At 70.4% G+C, this 21,005-nt stretch carries 9 protein-coding genes; 6 read left to right on the top strand and 3 right to left on the bottom strand.

What is annotated here, in order from left to right:
* Window positions 1-20: 20 nt before the first annotated feature.
* The 3 genes from HDA43_RS21655 to HDA43_RS21645 are packed head-to-tail and all read right to left on the bottom strand — an operon-like array spanning window position 21 to window position 3,986.
* A complete protein-coding gene (locus HDA43_RS21655; RefSeq protein WP_246424608.1) occupies window positions 21-2,750 on the bottom strand; it encodes a MinD/ParA family ATP-binding protein in 2,730 nt (909 codons plus the stop codon).
* A gap of 2 nt (window positions 2,751-2,752) precedes the next feature.
* The gene (locus HDA43_RS21650; RefSeq protein WP_179824577.1) at window positions 2,753-3,169 is read right to left on the bottom strand and encodes a hypothetical protein; all 417 of its coding nucleotides are present in this window, start codon (window positions 3,167-3,169) and stop codon (window positions 2,753-2,755) included.
* 52 nt (window positions 3,170-3,221) lie between these two features.
* Entirely contained in the window at window positions 3,222-3,986 is a 765-nt protein-coding gene (locus HDA43_RS21645; protein WP_179824575.1) for a DUF4352 domain-containing protein, read from the bottom strand.
* Between the two features lie 592 nt (window positions 3,987-4,578).
* On the opposite strand from HDA43_RS21645, the gene HDA43_RS21640 reads away from it, so the two are divergent.
* The 6 genes from HDA43_RS21640 to HDA43_RS21620 all read left to right on the top strand — a co-directional run bounded on the left by HDA43_RS21640 (window position 4,579) and on the right by HDA43_RS21620 (window position 20,959).
* On the top strand, window positions 4,579-4,749 hold the full coding sequence (locus HDA43_RS21640) for a hypothetical protein (protein WP_179824573.1): 171 nt from the start codon (window positions 4,579-4,581) through the stop codon (window positions 4,747-4,749).
* Between the two features lie 336 nt (window positions 4,750-5,085).
* The gene (locus tag HDA43_RS35245) at window positions 5,086-6,093 is read left to right on the top strand and encodes a serine/threonine-protein kinase (RefSeq protein ID WP_246424480.1); all 1,008 of its coding nucleotides are present in this window, start codon (window positions 5,086-5,088) and stop codon (window positions 6,091-6,093) included.
* A 118-nt stretch (window positions 6,094-6,211) separates the two neighbouring features.
* Window positions 6,212-9,046 carry a DEAD/DEAH box helicase gene (locus HDA43_RS21630; protein WP_179824569.1) on the top strand — a complete coding sequence of 945 codons (2,835 nt, stop codon included), beginning with the start codon at window positions 6,212-6,214 and terminating at the stop codon, window positions 9,044-9,046.
* Window positions 9,043-13,431 (top strand): class I SAM-dependent DNA methyltransferase, encoded by a 4,389-nt coding sequence (locus tag HDA43_RS21625; protein ID WP_218912350.1) that lies wholly within the window; start codon window positions 9,043-9,045, stop codon window positions 13,429-13,431. Before HDA43_RS21630 ends, HDA43_RS21625 begins: the two co-directional genes overlap by 4 nt.
* Window positions 13,432-13,716: 285 nt before the next feature.
* Entirely contained in the window at window positions 13,717-14,289 is a 573-nt protein-coding gene (locus HDA43_RS34450; protein ID WP_218912349.1) for a hypothetical protein, read from the top strand.
* Between the two features lie 124 nt (window positions 14,290-14,413).
* Window positions 14,414-20,959 carry a DEAD/DEAH box helicase gene (locus tag HDA43_RS21620; RefSeq protein ID WP_179824567.1) on the top strand — a complete coding sequence of 2,182 codons (6,546 nt, stop codon included), beginning with the start codon at window positions 14,414-14,416 and terminating at the stop codon, window positions 20,957-20,959.
* The last annotated feature ends 46 nt before the right edge of the window (window positions 20,960-21,005 follow it).

Genomic DNA, 21,005 nt, shown 5'->3' with positions numbered 1-21,005 from the left:
CGCTCCCGGGCGCTCGCGCGTCAATCGAGGTTGTTCTGCTGGCGTACAAGGTTGGCGATCGCCAGGATCTTCGGTCGGCCGGTCGCCTTGAACGACAGGCCGTGCCGGAAGATCTCGGGAATCCAGTACTGGTCCTCCTCCCGGAACACGACCCCGTTGGCGGCCAGGATCTCCAGATCCTGGCTCGACAGGTCGACGGTCTCGGGACTGAAGGGAATCCGCTTCTTGTCCGAGGGGAGACCGTCGAGGTGGTTGAGCAGATCTCCCACCTGAGGGCTCTCCTCCGTGATGGCGCGGATCTTCACCAGGCTGCACTGGACGAGCGCCTTCCGCATCGCGGCGGGCGCGAGCAGCCGGGCCGGCCAGCGGCCGTCCTCCACCGAGAAGGCGGCCGACTCCCTGATGAAGATCACGATGTCCCGTGCTTGGATCTGCTCGTTGAAGTCGGAGAGCGCGGCCAGGAACCAGCCGTCCGACCGGGCCTCGCGGGACTTGGGAGATCCCATCTTCTCTCCCCAGAGCGGGTGGAGCATCGCACTGAGGTCCTGGGCCTTCGCCGCCGAGACCTCCTCGGAGGTCAACTCTCGCATGGCTCCCGAACGCTGTCCGACCCACAGGGCGAGCCGGAGCGCCTCGGAGTGGTTCCACTTGAGCTCGTAGTCGCGGTAGCGGGCGAAGAACTGCCCGTAGTTCTGCCGGATGGCCGACTGGACGAGATCGCGCCGGACGAATATCACTAGTCCGAGAGGCCGTCCCCGAAGGCTGCGCAGCCAGTCGAGACAGTCGACGAGCAGCACGCGGAGCGCCTGCCGCTGGACGTCGCTGTCGAGGAGGTCCTGGAGGAGGTCCTCCAGCCCGTCGAAGAGGAAGATCCGGGTTTCGGCCGAGCCGAAGTCGACGAGCTTCTGCTCGACGTCCTCGGGCGTGGCGTCGATCCCCACAGCGCGGGCCATGCAGGTCAGCCAGATCCGCCGCCACTGCACGTTGGTCAGCTCGGAGCGCAGAGCGCCGTCGATGAGGTCGCGCAGTTCGAGTTGTGTCGCGGGCTCGACGTCCCGGGAGACGGCGACCTCTCGCTGGATCACGCTGATCCGGTCGCGCGCGGAGTCGCTGAGGTTCTTGGAGACGAGTACCGGCGCCAGCGGGGCGTCCAGGGCCACCCCTTCGACGCCGACGTCCCTCGCGTAGTCCCGCCACGTCTTCCGGAAACACATCTGCAGCTGGGTGAAGGTCTTACCCGACCCTTTGGCCCCGGTGACCACGCACAGCGGCGGTTCGGTCCGGTGGGAGACGAGCATGTTGCGCAGAGACTCGGTCGGCAGGAAGTCGGCGTCGTCCGCCGTCTCGGCGTAGGCCAGCCGCCCGGCGAACTCGCTCAGCGCCACGCGCCTGAGGGCCAGGTCGCCGGGCGGTGCCGACGCGGAGAACGCGTCGGCGCGGGGAGCCCCCTCGGCGGGCGCCGGCTCCTCCGGCGGCGTGAGTCCTTCGACGAGGGGCGTGAGCGTCTCCGCGAGCTGCTGCCGCCTGACCAGTTCCACCACGGCCTCCCAGGACGCGGGCAGCGCCAGGAGCCGGTCCTGGAAAACGCTGAAGACGGGCTCCAGCATCACGTCACGGTCGACCGTACGGTCCTCTCCCTCCGAGGGGGCCGGTTCGAGCGTTCCGGAGATCGCGTCGCGGAGCAGGGTGGCGGCCGAGGCCGCCAGCTCCCGATGCCCTTCCTGGCGGAACTGGGTGATGACGGCCACGCTCGCCGGATCGTCGGCGCGCGTCGGCGCGCGGCGGCCGAGCTCCTGGATGGTGCGGACGGTGCCGTACAGAGACTGGTCGCTGATCGTGGTGACGAAGATCCGCTGAACACGCGGGTCGAGCAGTACGGGAGCCGACAGCTCGCTGCTTCCCGCCCGCAGGTCGATGAGGACGGCCCGCGCTCCGAGTCTGTCGGCGAGTTCGGCGAGGGATTCGGTCAGGTAGTACAGCGATCGGTCGGGAGTCAGCAGGTCCGTGGGCTGGAGCCGCGGCGGGGCGATGTCTCGCAGCGAGCGACGGGTGGGCATGACGACCACGTTTCCGATCATCTGGTTCGGCAGGTAGGCCGCGCCCAGCCGTACCGCGTCGTCGGGGCGGCCGTCCTCGGAGGAGTGGAGCAGCGAGAGGAAGTCCTCATAGCCGAAGTCGACCCGTCTGCCGTGTGCGTTGAACATCCAGGTGATCCCGGGCGCCTCCAGATCGGCGTCCACCAGGAGCACCCGGTCGCCGCGCCGGGCGACGGCGTCCGCGAGAGCCACCCCGTGAAGGGTCCGCCCCACACCTCCTTTGAAAGAGTGCATGGCCGTGATCCGTACGTTCCCCCGGAAGTGGGCGCTGGGCCGGGGGAGGGGGTCACCGAGGCCGCGTACGATGCGCCGCTCACGCCAGCGGGGCTCACGACGGGCGGCTTCGAACTCCTGGCGGCGTACCGAGATCGGCAGCAGCCGGGCCGAGGGACGTCCCGGGACGTCGTCGAGTCGCAGGAGGGTCTCCCCCTCCTGCGACGTCGTCGACCCCACGCCGAACACCTCACCCAGCCACGACAGCGCGTCATGCGCGGATGCCTGAGGGGCGATTGTGACCTCCAGGCCGTCCCAGAAGGCGTCGCACTCGTGAAGCCAGCCGGGCCACCGCCCGTCCGCGGCCAGAGCCGCGAGGTGGGCGTCCACATCGACCCAGGTATAGATGTGCTCGGGGGTCCTGATCTCCTGATCGGGCATGATCACGCTCTCAATTCTCGCTGACACCAGCCGAGAAGCTCGCGCAACACGGTAAGAGCGCGTGCCTCGTGGTCCTTCCTGAGGGCGTGGCCGTACCTCCACGCCTGGTGGAGGTCGGCGAAGGCGACCTGCTCCCCCTGCTCCCTCTGGCTCGCGCAGGCACGCATCCGGTTGCACAGATGCAGGGGAAGACGTAGTTCCTTCGCGAGACGGTGCAGGTCATGATGGTTTCTCAGGTGCTCGGGCAACTGGGACGTCGACCTGAGCCCCTGCCGGTCGAGAAGTGCCGCCTTCAGGCCGCACTCGGCGCCGTAGAAGAGGAGCAGCGCCGCCGGAGCGCCCTCGTCCACGGCGCGCCAGGCGTCCCGGTGCGCGGCGAAACTCGCACGGAGCTGGTTCCTGCCGACTTCTATCGGCATGTCTTCTCCTGAGGGATTGGGAACGTTCCAAAGGAGGTCGATGGATGGCCCATCACCGCAGCGCCACCCGCGTGCCGTCGGAGAAGAGCGAGTCGTGCAACTCGATCGCCTTGATCCTGAAGTCGTCGGGGACGTCGAAGAGCAGGATGCCGCTGACGCTGTTGCCGGGGTTGATGTTGTTGAGGAAGGCGTTGGAGTTCCTCAGGCCGAGCACGGCGGCCCCGGAGTCGGCGTCGTACTCGCGGCCGGCCGTGTCGAGGAGCTTCTGCGCCGAGTCGTGGAACATCTGCGCCTCGTCGCCGATGTTCTTCACGGTGACGTGCACGAGGACGTACTGGCCCTGGGCGTCCGACCCGATGTACTGGTCGCCGACGCGCTCGACGCCCTTCTCCACCTTGGTCACCCTGAAGGAGAACTTGCCGTCCTCGACCGTGTCGCCGATGCCGGCCGCGGCCCGCTTGCCGGCCTTCCCGGTCTTCCCGGCGGGGGCGGAGGTGCCGGCGTCCGAACCGGGGGAGGCGCCGGTGTCCGAGCGGGGGGAGTCATCGCCCCCGCCGCTGAGGAGCACGCCGACGCCCACCAGGACCAGCCCGGTCAGCACGACCACGCCGACGACGAACACCCGCAGGCAGCCGCCCTTCTTCTTCGGCGCGGCCACGAACTGGGGGTGTACCGGCGGCGGGCCGTACTGCGGGGGTGAGCTGTACTGCGGCGGCGGGCCGTATTGCGGCGGCTGACCCTGCGGCTGCGGGCCGTGCGGGGGCCGGCCGGGCTGCCGCGGGTGGCCGGGCTGCGGGGGCTGCTCGTTTCCGTGCATGACGAGGGCTCGCTTTCGGGGGACGCGAGTGGGTGGACTCTCGGGAGACACGAGTAGGTGGACTCTCGGGGAGCGCGAGTGGGTGGACCGGGCGGCGCTCGCACGCCGCCCGGTCCCACGAGTTAACCATACTGTGAACTGAGTCAACAAGGATAAATCTGGTTTCAGGCGTATGGTGCATGTCGTCTTACTCTGGTGGATCTCCCCGCCATCTGCTTCAATCTCCGCCCAAGCCGAACGAACCCCCACGGAGGCCGCGTGCCGCCACTGCTGTTGACCGGGTCCGCGCCCGTCTCGGGCCCCATGGCGCCGGCCCCCGCACCGGTGCCGGAAAAGACGGAGAAGGCTCTGGAGAAGACCGGGGTGGCCCCGCGTTCCGGCGGTGAGGCCGTCTCATTCGGTGGAATCGCGCTGACGCCGCCGAAAGGGTGGTGGCTGCATGCTCGTAGGACCTCGCCCGCATCGAATCGACGGGCGCGGGGAGTTTTCCTGCCGCCCTGACGCCATGGTGCTCAAAACCGGTGCCGGGCCTGGGAGCCGGCCGGGAAGCGGCATCGACGATCCCCATTTCTGCTGGATGGTAGGGGGCTCGATGCCGTGCCTGGCCGACGGCTCCGTGTGGCGCGACCCCGACGGCTCCTACGGCGACGCCATCGGGGAGTTCGGCCTCTACGACGATGTCTGCGCCGAAGGATCGAGCCTGCTCCACTCCGGCCTCACGTACATGATGGGCGGCAGAAAAGCCGCCTATCGGAATGATTGACTCTTACAGCGGCAAATAGACAATATGTCCAGAAAGTCTGGTATCTGACTAAATCGGAGGTTGCCCTGTCCGTGTTGAGCGCCGGACGGGGAGTGGCAAGGGATATCGCCCGATCGTCGCTTCCGTAGACCTCGCCGGTTGTCGATACGCGGCTCCATTGTGAACCAGATTCACTTGAAAAGTGGCATTGGTGATCGCTACTGTGTTCAAGCGCGCGTAAAGAAAAGGACCTCCTCTGCCGATTTTCCCGTCTCGCCGCCGGCCATGAGCGGTTGAGCAGGGGATCCGCCCGGCCGGGGGCACGAGGCGACCTTGAGGCAGGTGCGGATGGAGCCCTTGGACCGTTCCGACCCCCAGATCATCGGGGGCATCGCCTTGTGGGGCCGGCTCGGCTCGGGCGGTATGGGCCGGGTTTTCTACGGCCTGACGGCCGACTACGAACCGGTCGCCGTCAAGGTCATCCGCGAGGAGATGGCCGACCGGGCCGAGGTGCGGGCGCGGTTCGCCAGGGAGGTCGACGCGCTGCGCACCGTCCAGGGACCGCATGTCGCCGGGCTCGTCGACGCGTCCGAGGAGGACGAGGAGCCGCCGTGGCTCGCCGTCGAGTACGTCCGGGGACTGAGCCTGAAGGAGTTCGTCGAGCTGCGCGGACCGCTCGCGCCCGCCGACGCGGCCACCCTCGGCGTTCTGCTCGCCGCCGCGCTCAAGGACGTCCACCGGGCCGGGCTGCTCCACCGCGACCTCAAGCCGGGGAACATCCTCCTGGGCCGGGATGGCCCCAAGGTCATCGATCTCGGGCTGGTGGCCTTCGCCGAAGGGCCGACGGACCTCACCACCTCGGGGTCGACGCTGGGCACGCCCGCCTGTATGTCCCCCGAGCAGGCCAACACTCCCAGGAGCGTGACGGCCGCCACCGACGTGTACGCGCTGGGCGCGACGCTCCTGTTCGCCCTGACCGGCCACTACCCCTACCAGGGGGCGAATCTCGCGGCGCTGCTGATGAACATCATCAACTCGGAGAAGGCCCCCGACCTCGCCGGTCTCCCCGAGGACTTCGTTCCATTCGTCACCGCGATGCTCGCCCACGACCCGGCCGCCCGCCCCGGGCTCGCCCAGGTGACCTCCTGGCTGACCGGGCCCGCCACCGCGGGCGGGCTCACCCTGCCGGTGGCCACCCGGCGACTGGCGGTGGCCACCTACGTCGAACGCGAGTCCGACCCTGCCGAGCCCGAGCCGTCCCTGCCGAAACGGCGTGACCTCACCGACGTCGTCGTCCCGGGTTCCGTCGTCGCCCTCCTCGCCGAACGGCTGCGCGACGCCTACGCCGCCAACGCCCGCTTCTGAGGACCGCCGAGAACCGCCCGCGACCCCCGACCCCGTTCCCCGCGATGAACCCGAGACCCCCGGGCGGTGCCCCTGTAGGGCCGCCCGCCCCCGAAGCGCTCCCCGCCCAAGGAGAACCGTGCCCCAGACGCCGTACCCCCCCGGTGCCCGGATCGAGGTCCGCGACGCGGAGTGGATCGTCCGCACCTGCGGTCCCGCCGAACCCATCAGACCGGGGAGACCGGGCGGGACCCGCATCACCGCGGTCGGCGCCTCGGAGTTCGTCCGCGACGAGGACGCGGTCTTCTTCACCGCGATCGAGCGCGTCACGCTGATGCGCCCCGAGGACACCGTCCTGGAGCACGACGACACCTCCCGGTTCGCCAAAAGTCGCCTCTTCCTCGAAGCGGTGCTGCGCAGGACACCGCTGCCGCAGACGGAGAAGGGGCTCGCCCTGGCCGACCGCTTCCTGCTGGACCCGCTGCCCTACCAGCGGCGGCCGGCCCAGCTGGCGCTCGACGGCCTGCGCCCGCGCATCCTGCTCGCCGACGTCGTCGGCCTGGGCAAGACACTGGAGATCGGCCTCATCCTGGCCGAGCTGATCCGCCGCGGCCGCGGCGACCGGATCCTCGTGGTCACCCCGCAGCAGGTACTGGAGCAGTTCCAGCACGAGCTGTGGACCCGCTTCTCCATCCCGCTGGTCCGCCTCGACTCGGTCGGCATCGAGCGGATCCAGCGGGAGATCCCGGCGGGCCGCAACCCGTTCACCTACTACAAGCGGGTCATCGTCTCGATCGACACCCTCAAGAACGTCGGCAAGTACGGCCAGCACCTGGAGAAGATCCACTGGGACGCGGTCGTCATCGACGAGTCGCACAACCTCATCGGCGAGAAGAGCTTCCGCAACCGCCTCGCCAGGCTGCTGGCCCGCAACACCGACGCGCTGCTGCTGGCCAGTGCCACCCCGCACAACGGCGAGAGCAAGTCCTTCGCCGAGCTGATCCGCATGCTCGACCCGGCCGCGATCGCCGACGACACCAGATACTCGGCCGAGGACATCGCCCACCTCTACATCCGCCGCACGAAGGTCAACCCCGAGGTCCGCGACCAGATGGGGAGCAAATGGCCCGACCGCGGACCCTCCGTCCCGCTGCACTGCGCCGCGACCGAAGCCGAGGAGAGGATCTTCGAGGAGCTGACCCGGGTCTGGCTGGCCGGCGACGCCCGGGAGGGCGGCCCGGTGGTCGACGCCAAGAACCGGCTCTTCCCCTACACGCTGCTCAAGTCGTTCCTCTCCTCGCACGTCGCCCTGGCCGCCACGGTCGGCAACAGATTGAAGAAGGCCACGGAGAGCCGTGAGATCGAGGGATTGAAGGTCCTCGCGGACCTGGCGGCGCGGGTCGGCGACGACGACTCCGCCAAGCTCCGCGCTCTGGTCGCCCGGCTCGGGGAGATCGGCGTCGGCCCGCGCGGCGACACCCGGGTGGTGGTGTTCTCCGAGAGCGTCCCCACCCTGAAGTGGCTGAAGCGGACCGTGCCCGCGCGGCTCGGATTGTCCGGCGACGCCGTGGAGATCATGCACGGCGGGCTGTCCGACATCCAGCAGCAGGAGATCGTCGAGCGCTTCTCGCTCGCCGACAGCAAGATCCGGATCCTGTTCACCGGTGACGTCGCCTCCGAGGGCGTCAACCTGCACCGCCAATGCCACCAGCTCATCCACTACGACGTGCCGTGGAGCCTGATCCGTATCGAGCAGCGCAACGGCCGCATCGACCGCTACGGCCAGCAGCACGAGCCCCGATTCACCGCGCTGATCCTCACCTCCGAGGTCGAGGGCGCCAAGGACGACCGTACGGTCGCCGAGAAGCTCCTGGACAAGGAGGACACGGCCCACCGGCACTTCGGCACCGCCGAGGCCGTCACCGGGGAGTACCGCGCCGAACGCGAGGAGCGCCGCCTCGTACAGGACCTCCTCGCCGGCCGGACGGTGGAGGAGTCGCTCGAATCACAGGCGGGAGACCCCTTCCTCGCCGACCTGCTCGGCGACAACCCCACCGGCGGTCAGCAGGGGGGCCACCAGGCCGCCGAGCCGCCCCGGGCGGACGTGCCGCGGCTCTTCACCGGCACCGAGGCGTTCGCCCGCGAGGCGATCGACACGCTGGGCCTCCTGCCCGGCCTGGAGGACGACGGCGAGATGCTCGCCTTCGACCCGCCGAAGGACCTCGTGCACCGCCTGTCGGCGCTTCCGTCCTCGTACCTGCGCACCCACGACGTCCGCAGGCGGATGAAGGTCACCTTCGACCGCGCCCTGGCCCGGCGCAAGCTCGACGAGGCCCGCCGGACCAAGACCATGTGGCCCGACATCACCTACCTGTCCGACCTGCACCCCCTCGTCGAGTGGCTGACCGACAAGGTCCTCGTGCAGCTCGGTCGCCAGCGGGCCCCCGTCGTCATCGCCGGCGTGACCGAGCCGACCTTCCTGATCCAGGGGATCTACTCCAACCGCCGCGGCCGGCCCACGGTCGTGGAGTGGATGGCGGTCAGCGGCCCGCCCGGGGCGCTCGCCGTACAGGACCGGTCGATGGTCGAGGTGCTCGCGGCGGCCGGGGTCGGCCCCGGCATGGTCAACACCGGCCTGAAGCCGGACCTCGAACCGCTCCAGCGGATGGTACGGCCCGCCGTCGCCGTCGCCCGCGCCCACCTGGAGGAGAGCCGCGCCCACTACGACGCCGAGGTCACCGCGCCGCTGGAGAAGTACCGCGAGCGGCTGGCCGACTGGGAGCAGCTTACCCTCGACGGCCTGCACGTCTCCCAGGTCGGCCGGAAGAAGGCCGGCGTGCGCGAGACCGCCGACGAGCAGCGGCGGCTCCTCGAATCCCTTAAGACCACCGGCGAGCCGCTGCTGCGGATCCTCGCCGTGCTGATCCCCGCCACGCCGGACTCCGGCACGACCCAGCAGGACGGGCACCGGTGAGCTTCGACTCCATCGTCAACCGCGGCGACTACTTCTCGGCCCACTACCTGGCGGAGGTGTTGCCCAAGGACCTGAAGAGGTCCGGCGGCCTGCTCTCCCGCTGGAACGAGCGGGAGAAGGCGGGAGAGGTCACCCCGCGCCGGGGCCTGCGGGCGCTGGGCAGGCCGTACTTCGCAGACCGGCCGCTCTTCGCCGACTTCGACGCCCGGCTGCGCGCGGGCGAGCCCGCCGACCCCGACGAGCGCGCCGAGTGGCGCAAGAAGCTGACCGAGCTGCACGGCGAGACGCTGAAAGCCCTCGGGTTCGCCGAGACACCGCGCGAGCTGACCGTGGAGCGGGCGGGCCGGGAGTACACCGTCCCGGTGGCCCGCGCCGACCAGCACCTGGTCGCCGTCGAGTGCGGCTGGGCCGCCGACGTGGACGCCGCCCTCGACGAGGACCTGGCCGGGCGGCTGCTGGAGCCTGTTCAGCTCGACGGGAACGAACGGATCACCTCCGGCGCCAGATTGGCGTCCTGGCTGTTCGCGGGCGACGAGCCGCCGCGATACGTGCTGATCCTCGCCGGCGGTGTGGTCATCCTGGCCGACCGGGCCACCTGGGGCGAGGGCCGCTACCTCGCGGTCAGCCTCGATGTGGCGCTGGGCCGCAACAACCCCGCCGAGCTGGAGGTCGTCGCCGCGCTGTTCGGCGCCGACTCCCTGCTGCCCCCCGAGGAGGGCGGCTCCGAGCCGTTGGCCGAGCTGCTCACCAACTCCCGCAACCACGCGGTCGGCGTCTCCACCGAGCTCCGCAAGGGGCTGCAGCAGTCCGTCGAACTCATCGCCAACGAGGTGCTCGACCGGATCCGCCAGGCCGAGATGCCGCTGGACGACGGCACCGTCCGACAGGTCCGCCCCGAGGACGTCATGGAGCCGGGCGCCCTCGCCAAGGAGCTGGGCCGCGAGGCGCTGCGTTACCTCTACCGCATCCTGTTCCTGCTGTACGCCGAGGCCCGGCCGGAGCTGGGCATCCTGCCGACCGACGACGAGGACTACGGCCGGGGCTACAGCCTCGCCCGGCTCGGCGACCTCGTGGTGCGCGACCTGACCGGGGAGGAGTCCCGCGACGGCTTCCACCTGTACGAGTCGCTCGACCTGCTGTTCCGCCTGGTCAACGGCGGCGATCTGGACACCGGCGACGACGACGGGGACGAGACGGCGGACGCGCCGGACGCGCCGGAGACCGTGGCCGGGAAGGAGGGCGACGGATCACGCGGTGAGGGGCTCCGGTTCGAGCCGCTGCGCGCCGACCTGTTCGACTCCCGGCACACCGGGCTCATCGGCCGCGAGGCGCTGGTCGTGCCCGGATACGACGAGGACGACCCGGACGCGCCGAGGATCGACACCCGGCTGCGCAACGCGACCCTGCACCGGGTGCTGCGGCTGCTCATGCTCACCCGGGGCCGGCGCAAGGAGCGCGGTGGCTTCATCTCCTACGCCCAGCTCGGCATCAACCAGCTCGGCGCGGTCTACGAGGGCCTGATGTCCTACACCGGGTTCATCGCCGCCGAGGAGCTGTACGAGGTCGCCAAGAACGGCGACCCCAAGGACGGCTCGTGGATGATCCCCGCGTCCAAGGTGGACGACTACCCCGAGAGCGTGTTCGTGCCCGCCGTCGACGAGGACGGCAACCGGACCGGCGAGTACGTCCGCTACCGGGAGGGCGCGTTCGTCTACCGCCTCGCCGGCCGCGACCGGGAGACCAGCGCCTCCTACTACACGCCCGAGTCGCTGACGAAGGTCACCGTCCAGCTCGCCCTGCAGCACCGCCTCGACCAGGACGGTACGGTCACCCCGGCGCGCGAGATCCTGGAGTGGAAGATCTGCGAGCCCGCCCTGGGGTCGGGCGCGTTCCTCAACGAGGCCGTCAACCAGGTGGCCGCCGAGTATCTCCGCCGCCGCCAGAAGGAGCTCGACGTCCGGATCGACCCGGACCGCTACGAGGACGAGCTGCAGAAGGTCAAGGCGTACGTCGCGCTGCACAACTCCTACGGCGTCGACCTCAACGAGACCGCCATCGAACTGGCCGAGGTCTCCGTCTGGCTCAACGTCATGTACCCCGGCCTGCGGGCTCCCTGGTTCGGCCTGCACCTGCGGCGCGGCAACTCGCTCATCGGCGCGGGCCGCCGCGTGTACGGCCCGGCGTCGCTGACCAAGGGCGCCTGGCTGAAGGAGGCCCCCGAGGACCTGCCGTTCTCGGCCGGCCCGCTGCCCAAGGGCAAGGTCCACCACTTCCTGCTGCCCGCCGAGGGCTGGGGCGCGGTCGCCGGGGCCAAGGAGGCCCGCGAGCTGGCCCCGGCCGAGGCCAAGCAACTGGGCGACTGGCGTAGGCGGATGCGCGCCAAGGTCTCCGACAAGAAGTCCGGCGGCCGGAAGTCCTCCCAGCTCCAGCGGCTCCAGGCGCTCTCCGGGCGGGCCGAGTACCTGTGGGACCTCGTCGTCCAGCGCCTGACCATCTCCGAGCGGGAGATCAGCCGCCGGATCGACGTCTGGGGCGCCGACTGGATCGACCAGCCCGCCGACGCCGTGCGGAAGGAGAAGGTCTACGGCGACCTGGTCGCGCCGGGCACGCCGTACTGGCGGCTGAAGAAGGTCATGGACGCCTGGTGCGCGCTGTGGTTCTGGCCGCTCGACCGCGCGGGCCTGCTGGACGGCACCGCCGACGTCTACACGCGCCACGCCGCTGATAAACCCTCTGACTACGGATCAGACGGTGTATCTCCGGCCGAGCGGGGAGAGGTACGGCCCGAGCCCGCCGAGGGGGCCACGAAGTCGGCCGAGTCCGCGAAGGCCGTGGAGTCTGTGGAGCCTGTGAAGGCGACCGGCTTCGGGGAGAACTGGGAGACGGAGTCGCTGTTCGACCTCGGCCTGCCCAAGCAGACGAGCCTGGACGGCTTCGCCCGCGAGTCCCGCCGCAGCGTCGGCCGCAGGCCCAGCCCGGTCTTCGAGCCGCTGCGCCCGATCATCCCGCTGGCGAACCTGGACGACTGGCTCGACTTCGCCGAGGCGATGCTGGGCCGCGCCGACATCCCCGCCGACTCGCTGGTGGAGAGCTTCGCCTCCCTGGCGGACCTGGAGGTGTACGAGGACGAGCTTCCGGCGTGGATGGGCATGGACTCGGCGAATCGGCTCCTGGAGCGATTCCCCTGGTTCGACGTCGTCGAGGACATCGCCGAGCGGCAGGGGTTCTTCCACTGGGAGCTTCAGTTCGCCCAGGTCTTCGATAAGGGTGGCTTCGACCTCCAGGTCGGCAACCCGCCGTGGTATCGGCCTCGCTGGGAGGAGGCTCCGGTTCTGGCGGAGCTGGAGCCGTGGTTCGAGTTGACCGACAAGCCAGCGGTGTCGGAGTGGAACCGTCACAAAGAAGCAGCTCTTTCAGGGAGCCGTGATCGGGCGTACTTCCTCGCCGAACTGACAGCCAACGTCGGCGCGGTTGCCGTCTTCGGCTCTCAGGCGGTCTATGACCTTTTGGTCGGGACGCAGCCGAACCTCTACCGGGCCTTCATGATCCGGACATGGCGCAATCTCGGTCTCCATGGAATTTCCGCGCTCATCCACCCCGACAGTCACTTCACCGGTTCCCAGGAAGGCCAGCTTCGTGCCGCCGCTTACCGACATTTGCGGCTGCACGCACACTTCCAAAATCGGCGGCTGCTTTTCGCTGACATTGACTGGAACAAGATGTATGGCGTGCAAATCTATGGGCCTGCTCAGGAAATCAGCTTCGCTCATGTGAGCTGGCTCTTCGATCCGACCCCTCTGCTGGAGTCATTCGACCATGACGGATCGGGAGAGCGCCCAGGCATCAAGCATAACGGCTACTGGGATCTTCGACCGCACAGGGATCGGCTGGTCCTAGTGAATGAGAAGGTGCTTACTGATTGGCGTCTACTGACCGGTGAAATCGATTCCCTTGTCGAGCAAACCAAGTTGCTATATCCGGTGACCACGGCAGAGCAGGATGCGATCACCGCACTCTCTCGGGTGAAGCGCCGCCTTGGTGGCCTGGAGCCGCGGATCAGCCGTGGTTACGACGAGGCGAATGCCAAGAAAAACGGTCTTATAGCGTGGGAGACCAGTCATCCTGATAGCTGGGGAAAGGTGATTATTCGGGGCCCGCAATTCACTGGCGCCACACCCTTCGCCAAGCAGCCGCCAAACACCTTACATACCGATCGACCAGTCGATCTTACCTTGCTTGAGGTGGACGCAATTCCCGCCACCGACTATCGGCGAGCCACCGCGCTGGAGCGCTATGAGCAAGCTCAGGATCGCTGGTTTGTCTACGGGAAGTCGACTGATCTCCAGGGGAATAAAACTGTTCCGGTCGAGCGGTCCGGGAGTTAGTGGCAAGAATTGAAAAGTCGTCGATATACCGAGTTTTATCGAGTATTTTGGCGGGCCATGATTCCCAATAACACTGCACAAAGCCTTTTTGCTGCGCTTATGCCGCCCGGCCCTGCTCACATTCATGGCGTGCGAAGCATGGCGCTGCGAACGAATAGAGAGACGGCACTTACTGCTGGCTTTTGGGCATCACTGCCGGTGGATTATCTTCTCCGGGTTACTGGACGATCCCACCTAGACGTTGCGGATGCCAAAACGATGCCTGCACCAGATTCAGAGCATCCTTTGGCCGAAGCGCTCCTGCTTCGTACGCTTCGCCTGAACTGCCTGACCAATGCCTACGCGGATCTCTGGTCCGAGCTCTACGACGATTCTTGGGCTCAGGACTCCTGGGCGGCTGACTGGCCAGGGCTTCCGCCTCTTGGCGAGGCCGGTCCGGCCTGGGGCTGGAGCACTCCGCTGCGAACCGAGCGTGCCCGTCGGGCAGCCCTCGTCGAACTGGACGCCCTGGTCGCCCTCATGCTCGACATCGACGCCGAAGAACTGATCGCGCTCTACCGCTCCCGTTTCCCGCAGATGCTCACCTACGAGAGCGCGATGTGGTTCGATGCCGACGGTCGGAAGATCGCCGAGAACTTCAACGCCTTTGGTCACGGCCAGACCAAGCAGCACTTCGAGCAGCTCATGGCCCACCTAGACCCCGAGGTCAACGGCCCCGTCCCCGACGGCTACACCGCCCCCTTCTACAAGGCCGACCGCGAGGCCGAGTACCGCCAGGCGCACGCCGTCTTCTCCGAGCGGCTCCGCCGCTCCGGCTGGCAGTCGCCGGCCGCCCCCGATGCGGATGGCGCGTCATGACGGGAACCGCCGCCGTCACCCCGTTCCGGCCGGGCGCGGCCCTCCTCAATCCTGATCAGACGGTGTCGCGGGCACGGGCCACGTCCGGGTGCCGGCGGGCCGTACGACCCCACCTGGAGGTCGGGTGAGACCGACGCTGGCCGCCGATGAGTTGCGGCGGAGTCTGACGCAGTACCTCACGACCACCTTCGCCCTGGCGGAGCAACCCGTCCGCAAGGCCCTGGAGCGGTTTCTCAACCACCCCGAGCAGGGCATCTTCCGCGGCCCCTACCTGCGGATCCGCACGCCGTTCCGGGTGGCGGAACCAGGGTGGCGCGACGTCCTGGAGTGGGCGCCGCCCGGCGACTGGACACCGTACCGGCACCAGGCGGCGGCCTTCCGGCGGCTCAGCACGCTGGATAAGGCGGCCGAGCCGACGCTGATCACCACCGGCACCGGCTCCGGCAAGACCGAGTCGTTCCTCGTCCCGGTGCTCGACCACTGCCGCAGGGAGCGGGCGAACGGCCGGCACGGGGTGAAGGCCGTGCTGCTCTACCCGATGAACGCGCTGGCCACCGACCAGGCGCACCGGATCAACGACTACCTGCTCCACCAGGACCTGCACGACGTGACCGCCGCCCTCTACATCGGCGACACCCCCGAGACCGGCTATCAGAAGGTGATGACGCAGCGGGCGGAGATCCGCCGCAACCCGCCGGACGTCCTCATCACCAACTACAAGATGCTCGACCTGCTGCTCCAGCGCGCCGACGACCTGCCGCTGTGGCGGGACGCGGCGCTGGCGTACGTCGTGGTCGACGAGTTCCACACCTACGACGGCGCGCAGGGCACCGACGTGGCGATGCTGCTGCGCCGCCTGGCCGCCGCGACGGGTCATGCCCGGCCGGGCAGCCCGCTCGGCGGCATCTGCCCGGTCGCGACCTCCGCCACCCTCGGCGAGAGCCGCGGAAAGGACGGCGGGGCCGCCGGCACCGCCGTCCGCCGGGTCGCCGAGCAGGTCTTCGGCACGCCGTTCCCCGAGGACGCCGTGGTCGGGGAGGACCGGCTCGCCGCCGAGGAGTTCGTCGGCGACATCGACGTGACGCTGCCGCTGCCCGACGTGCAGGACCTCTCCGGCCTTCCAGACCCGCTGCGCGACCCGGGCGCGATGGACCTGGTCGCCGCGGCGGTCACCGGGCGCAACGGCCTCGACCCGCAGGCGCTGGGCGCGGTGCTGAAGGAGCACATCCTCACCCAGGCCGTGCTGGACCTGCTCGGCGACGGCCCGAAGACACCGGCGGAGATGCTGGAGCTGCTGCCGCGCCGGGGCGCCTACGGCTGGGGCACCGCCATCCGCAACTCGCCCGCGCAGGCCGCCACCGCGCTGGCGAGGTTCGTGGCGCTGCTGTCGCACGCCCGCGACCCGGAGGACCCCCGCAGGCCGTTCCTGCACATCGAGACCCACGTCTGGGTGCGGGCCGTCTCCCGGCTGATGCGGCTGGTCGACCACACCCCGGCCTTCGCCTGGATCGGCGAGCTGCCCGTGCTGGACACCGACTCGACGTTCAACGTGATGGGCAAGAGCCTGCTGCCCTCGGTGTACTGCCGCCACTGCGGGCGGTCCGGCTGGGCGGCGCTCTCCCCGGAACGCGACCCGGCGGAGCTGGTCACCAGCCCGGAGCGGATCTACCGCGCCGCCGTCGGGTCGGAGAAGAAGCGCGTCCGGCCGCTGATCCTGGCCACCCGGAGCGAGGCCGAGGGGCGGGTGCAGAACCTCGCGATCCTCGAATCCGACCGGGTCCGGCCGCTCGACCCCGCCAGGGACGAATACGGCCGGGAGGGCATCGTGTTCGTCCTGACCGACCTGGACACCAGGCCGGAGGCGAACAACGCCGCCGAGCAGGACCGCTGCCCGGCCTGCCGGGTGGACCAGGGCATCCGCTTCCTGGGCTCCGGGCTCGCCTCGCTGGCGGCGGTGACCGTCACCCAGCTCTTCGCGGGCAACCAGCTTGAGGTCGAGCAGCGCAAGACGCTGCTGTTCAACGACTCGGTGCAGGACGCCGCCCACCGGGCCGGGTTCGTGGCGAACCGGTCGTACGCGTTCTCGCTGCGCCGGCTGCTGGCCGGTCGGCTCGACCCCGAGACGCCGACGCTGCTCAACGACCTGATGGCCGACCTGGCCGCGGCGGCCAGCGAGGCGGACGTGCTGCCCGCCGTCGTCCCGCCCGACCTGCACGACCGGCCGGAGATCGACGCGATCCTAGCGCAGGAGACCACCGGTTCCAAGACGGCGTGGGACCTCATCGGGGAGCGGCTGGCCTTCGCGACCGTCATGGAGCTGGGTCTGCGCTCCCGGCAGGGCCGCACGCTGGAGCTGACCCGCACGGCCGCCGCCGAGGTCGTGCTGGCCGACCCGGAGAAGATCGCCGCCCTCGCCAGGGACGCGCACACCGGCATGGCCGGGATGATCGAGCTGGCCGCCGACGACCGCTACCTCGTCTACGTCCGGGGCCTGCTGGAGCGGCTGCGCCGCAGCGGAGCGATCAAGCATCTCTGGCTCGACCGGTGGATCGGCAACGCCGGGACCAGCAGGTACGGCGCGATCTGGGGCAGGCGTCCGGAGGGGATGCCCGCCTTCCCCAAGGGGCTGTCCGCGCCGGCGTTCCTCCTCGACCGGCAGAAGCGCAGGTCGGAGTTCGACCGGATCGACGCCGAGCAGGGCTGGTACCAGGACTGGACCACCCGCTGCCTCGGCCTCGGCCGGGGCGCCTCGGGGGAGTACCTCTCCCGGCTGCTGCCGCTGCTCGCCGGAGAGGGCGTGATCTCCGTACGGACCGCCGAGGACGGCGCGACCCGGGTGTACGGCCTGCAGCCCGGCCACATCCAGGTCCGTCTCCTCACCGACTCCCAGGTCAACGACGCCGGGATCGGCTGCGACACGTGCGCCTGGGTCCAGACCGTCCACCCGCTGCTGTTCGACGACTGGTACGGCCAGCCCTGCCCGCGCTACCGCTGCCACGGCCGGCTGACCGACCGCGGCACCCAGGACCACCGGCTCGACTACTACCGCGACCTGTACCTCGCCCGGGGCGGCCGGGGCGCGTTCCGGGTGGTCACCGCCGAGCACACCGGCGCGCTGACCCGCAGGCAGCGCGAACAGGTCGAGCAGCGCTTCCGCGACGGCACCCGCTACAACGACCCGAACACGCTGGCCTGCACGCCCACCCTGGAGCTGGGCATCGACATCGGTGACCTGTCGGCGGTGATCCTGGCGTCCCTGCCGCCCGGCCCGGCGAGTTACGTGCAGCGGGCCGGCCGCGCGGGCCGCCGTACCGGCAACGCGTTCCTGGTCACCATGGTCGGCCGGTCCCCGCGCGACCTGTACTTCCTCAACGAGCCGCGCGACATGATCGCGGGGGAGATCATTCCGCCGGGCAGCTACCTGTCGGCGGTGGAGATCCTGCGCCGCCAGTACGTCGCCCACCTCGTCGACCTCTGCGCCCGGGGCCGCCTCGGCGGTGTGCCGCCGCTGCCACGGCTGGCGTCGGCGCTGTTCGGGGAGACGGGCTGGATGACCGGGTTCACCGCCGCCGCGCTCGCGGACGGCGCCGCCCTCGCCGAGGGCTTCCTCGGGCTGTTCGGCGACTCGGTGAACCCGGAGGCCGCCGGGGACCTGCGGCGGTTCGCCACCGAGGACCTGGCGCGGGTCGTGGACGAGGCGAGGCGGACGTGGGGGCAGCGGCTGACGGACCTGCGGGAACGGCTCGACGCCATCGACGCCGCGATCGAGGCGCTGCTGGAGTCGGACCCCGGGCAGCGCGCCCAGAAGCGGGCGCTGACCGCCGAACGGCGGGCCGTGGCCAGGCGCATCGGTGAGATCGGCCGGCAGAACGCCCAGGGCGCGCTCGTCGAGCTGGGCCTGCTGCCGAACTACTCCCTGATCGACTCCACCACCGCGCTGGAGGCGACGATCACCTGGGAGGAGGAGGTCGAGGGCGGCAAGCGCTACCACAGCGAGGTCAGGGAATACCAGCGCCCGGCCCGGCTGGCCCTCACCGAGCTCGCCCCCGGCAACTCCTTCTACATGCGCGGCTACCAGCACCGCGTGACCGGCCTGGACATCGGCACCCCGTCGCGGCAGGCGTGGGAGCAGTGGCGGGTCTGCCCCGACTGCGGCCACGTCCGGACCACCCTCGCGGAGAAGGACACCGCCCCGTGCCCGCGCTGCGGCGGCCGGGACATCGGAGAGCTGGACTCGCTGTACGGCGTGCTGCGCCCGACCCGGGTGACCGCGCACGACCGCCGCGACGACGCCCAGATCCGCGACGACCACGAGGACCGGCAGCGCCGCTACTACGAGACGGCCGTCGCGGTGGACATCGCGCCGGAGGACATCGCGCCCGGGTCGTGGCGGCACAAGAAGGCGGTCTTCGGCGTCGACTTCACCCGCAAGGCGGTCATCCGGCGCTTCAACCTCGGCACCACCCGCTACGACCGGCCGGCGACCGACAGGTTCGCCGGGGAGGACGTCCGGCTCAACCCCTTCCACACCTGCCCCGCCTGCGGCGGCACGACGGTGGACGGGCCACCGCAGTCCGCCGCCCAGGCCGCGCTGACCGCCACCTCCCTCGCCGACCCGGCGCGCAGGCACCACCGGCCCTGGTGCGTCCACCGGCGCTCCGCCCACGACGCCGAACACGTCAGGCTGATCCTCGCGCACGAGCTGCGCACCGAGGCGCTGCGCATCCTGCTGCCGGTCGCCACGCTGCTGATCGAGGAGCGGATGGCCTCGTTCGAGGCCGCGCTGATGGCCGGGGTGGCGGCCGAGTACGGCGGCGACCCCGCGCACCTCGCCGTCGTCACGGCCACCATGCCCGACCAGGAGACCGGGCGGCGGCGCCGTTTCCTCGTCCTGCACGACACGCTGCCGGGCGGCACCGGCTACCTCCACCGCCTCTCCACCGACGAGGGGTTCCGCCGGGTGCTGGAGGCCGCGCTGGAGATCGTGGCCGGGTGCTCCTGCGGGGAGAACACGGTCAAGGCGGCCTGCCACCGCTGCCTGCTCGCCCACGTGCCGGGCAACAGGTACGACAAGGTCAGCCGGGCCGAGGCGCTCATCATGCTGCGGGAGCTGCTCGACGACTGGGGCACCGCAACGGTCGCCACCACCGGCGCCATCTCCCTGTGGGACCAGGTGGAGAGCGAGCTGGAAGCCCGTTTCCTCGGCGGGCTCGACGCCTGGGCGCGGCGGGCCGACACCCCCGGCACGCTGGGCCGGGGCGGCGTCGTGGGCGGCAAGAAGACCGCCGACCTGCGCGTCGAGGCCGCCGACGGCTCGATCGTGCACTGGCAGATGATCCTGCAGAACACCATCAAGGGCACCCGCCCCGACGTGCTGTTCCGCCGTCTGGACGACGCGCCGCTGGAGGTCGCCGTCTACCTCGACGGCTACAACTACCACGCGTCGCCGCAGAAGAACCGGCTGGCGGGCGACGCCGCGAAGCGCGCCGTGCTGCGCGCGCACGGCCGTCCCGTCTTCCAGCTCACCTGGGACGACCTCGACGACTGGGAGAAGCGGGGGCACGCCCCCCTCGGCAGGGGCGAGCCGGCCCGCGCCCCCTACCTGGGCAACGCCCAGGCCGCCGCCCGGCAGCTCTACCGCATGTTCACCGGCGACCGCGACCCCGAGGAGCTGGTCCGCACGGTGTGGGCCAACCCCGTCGACGCCCTGCTCGAATTCCTGCGGGAGCCGGACCTCGACCTGTGGCTGCACCGCGCCGGAGCCGCCGCCGGCGGGCTGCTCACGCAGGCGGAGAGGAGCACCTCCGGCCCGGACGGGGTGCCGGAACGGCTGACGGCCGCGCTCCGCGGAGAGCCGCTGCCCGCCGGGGCTCAAGGCCAGGGCGGCATCACGACCGCGCGCGCCGTGGACCACTCCGGCTGCCCGGTCGCCGTGGTGGCCGACTCGCGCGGCGGCCTGGTCGTGACGGCGTTCGCCGTGATCGACGACACCGACGAGACGATCCGGGCCGACGAGGAGGGCCACCGGCGCCGCTGGGCGGCCTGGCTCCACTGGGGCAACGTGCTGCAGTTCCTGGACGCCGGGGGAGGGGACGGCGGCCAGCTCGCGCTCAGCGACCTGGACGCCTTCGATCCCTCACTGCTCGCCGTGGCCGGGGGAGCGGGCGTCCGGGCGGTCCTCAGCCTCCTGCCCGCGGACGACCCGGCGGACGAGCAGGACGAGGCGGACGAGGCGGAGACGGTCCCGATGCGGGTCGTACGGCCCGCATCGGACGACTCCGGGACACGCGTCGTACCGAAGCCGGCCGTACCGAAGCCGGCCGCGCCGGAGGAGGTGATCGCGGGGCCCGACCCGCGCTGGGAGAAGGTCTACGACCTGCTGGATCCGGAGGAGCCCGGCCTGGCCGAACTCGCCCGGGAACTGGCCCGGCTCGGCGTGCCCGCCCCCGCCTCCGGTGACGTCGGGTTCGAGCTGGGCGAGCAGGCATGGCAGGCGGAGCTGGCCTGGCCGTCGGCCAACGTCGCGGTCGTGCTAGCCGGTGACGACGACGAGGCGCACAGGCGGAACGAGGCGTACGCCGCGGCCGGCTGGGACGCGCGGGACGTGGGGGGCTGGGACCCCGGGGAGCTGGCCGCGCTCATCGGCGGACGCGGAGACAGGACGGAGTGACCATGCGGGGTGAGGGGCCGGCCGCGCTCATCGATGGACGCGGAGA

It is taken from the genome of Streptosporangium sandarakinum (assembly GCF_013409935.1).
Taxonomy (GTDB): Bacteria; Actinomycetota; Actinomycetes; order Streptosporangiales; family Streptosporangiaceae; genus Streptosporangium; species Streptosporangium nondiastaticum.
The sequence above is the reverse complement of the archived record's forward strand: the minus strand, read 5'-3'. Positions and strand labels throughout refer to the sequence as shown.

Coding starts and splice junctions, on each gene's coding strand:
- HDA43_RS21655 (WP_246424608.1), bottom strand. CDS start 2,750: ATGCCCGATCAGGAGATCAGGACCCCCGAGCACATCTATACCTGGGTC.
- HDA43_RS21650 (WP_179824577.1), bottom strand. CDS start 3,169: ATGCCGATAGAAGTCGGCAGGAACCAGCTCCGTGCGAGTTTCGCCGCG.
- HDA43_RS21645 (WP_179824575.1), bottom strand. CDS start 3,986: ATGCACGGAAACGAGCAGCCCCCGCAGCCCGGCCACCCGCGGCAGCCC.
- HDA43_RS21640 (WP_179824573.1), top strand. CDS start 4,579: ATGCCGTGCCTGGCCGACGGCTCCGTGTGGCGCGACCCCGACGGCTCC.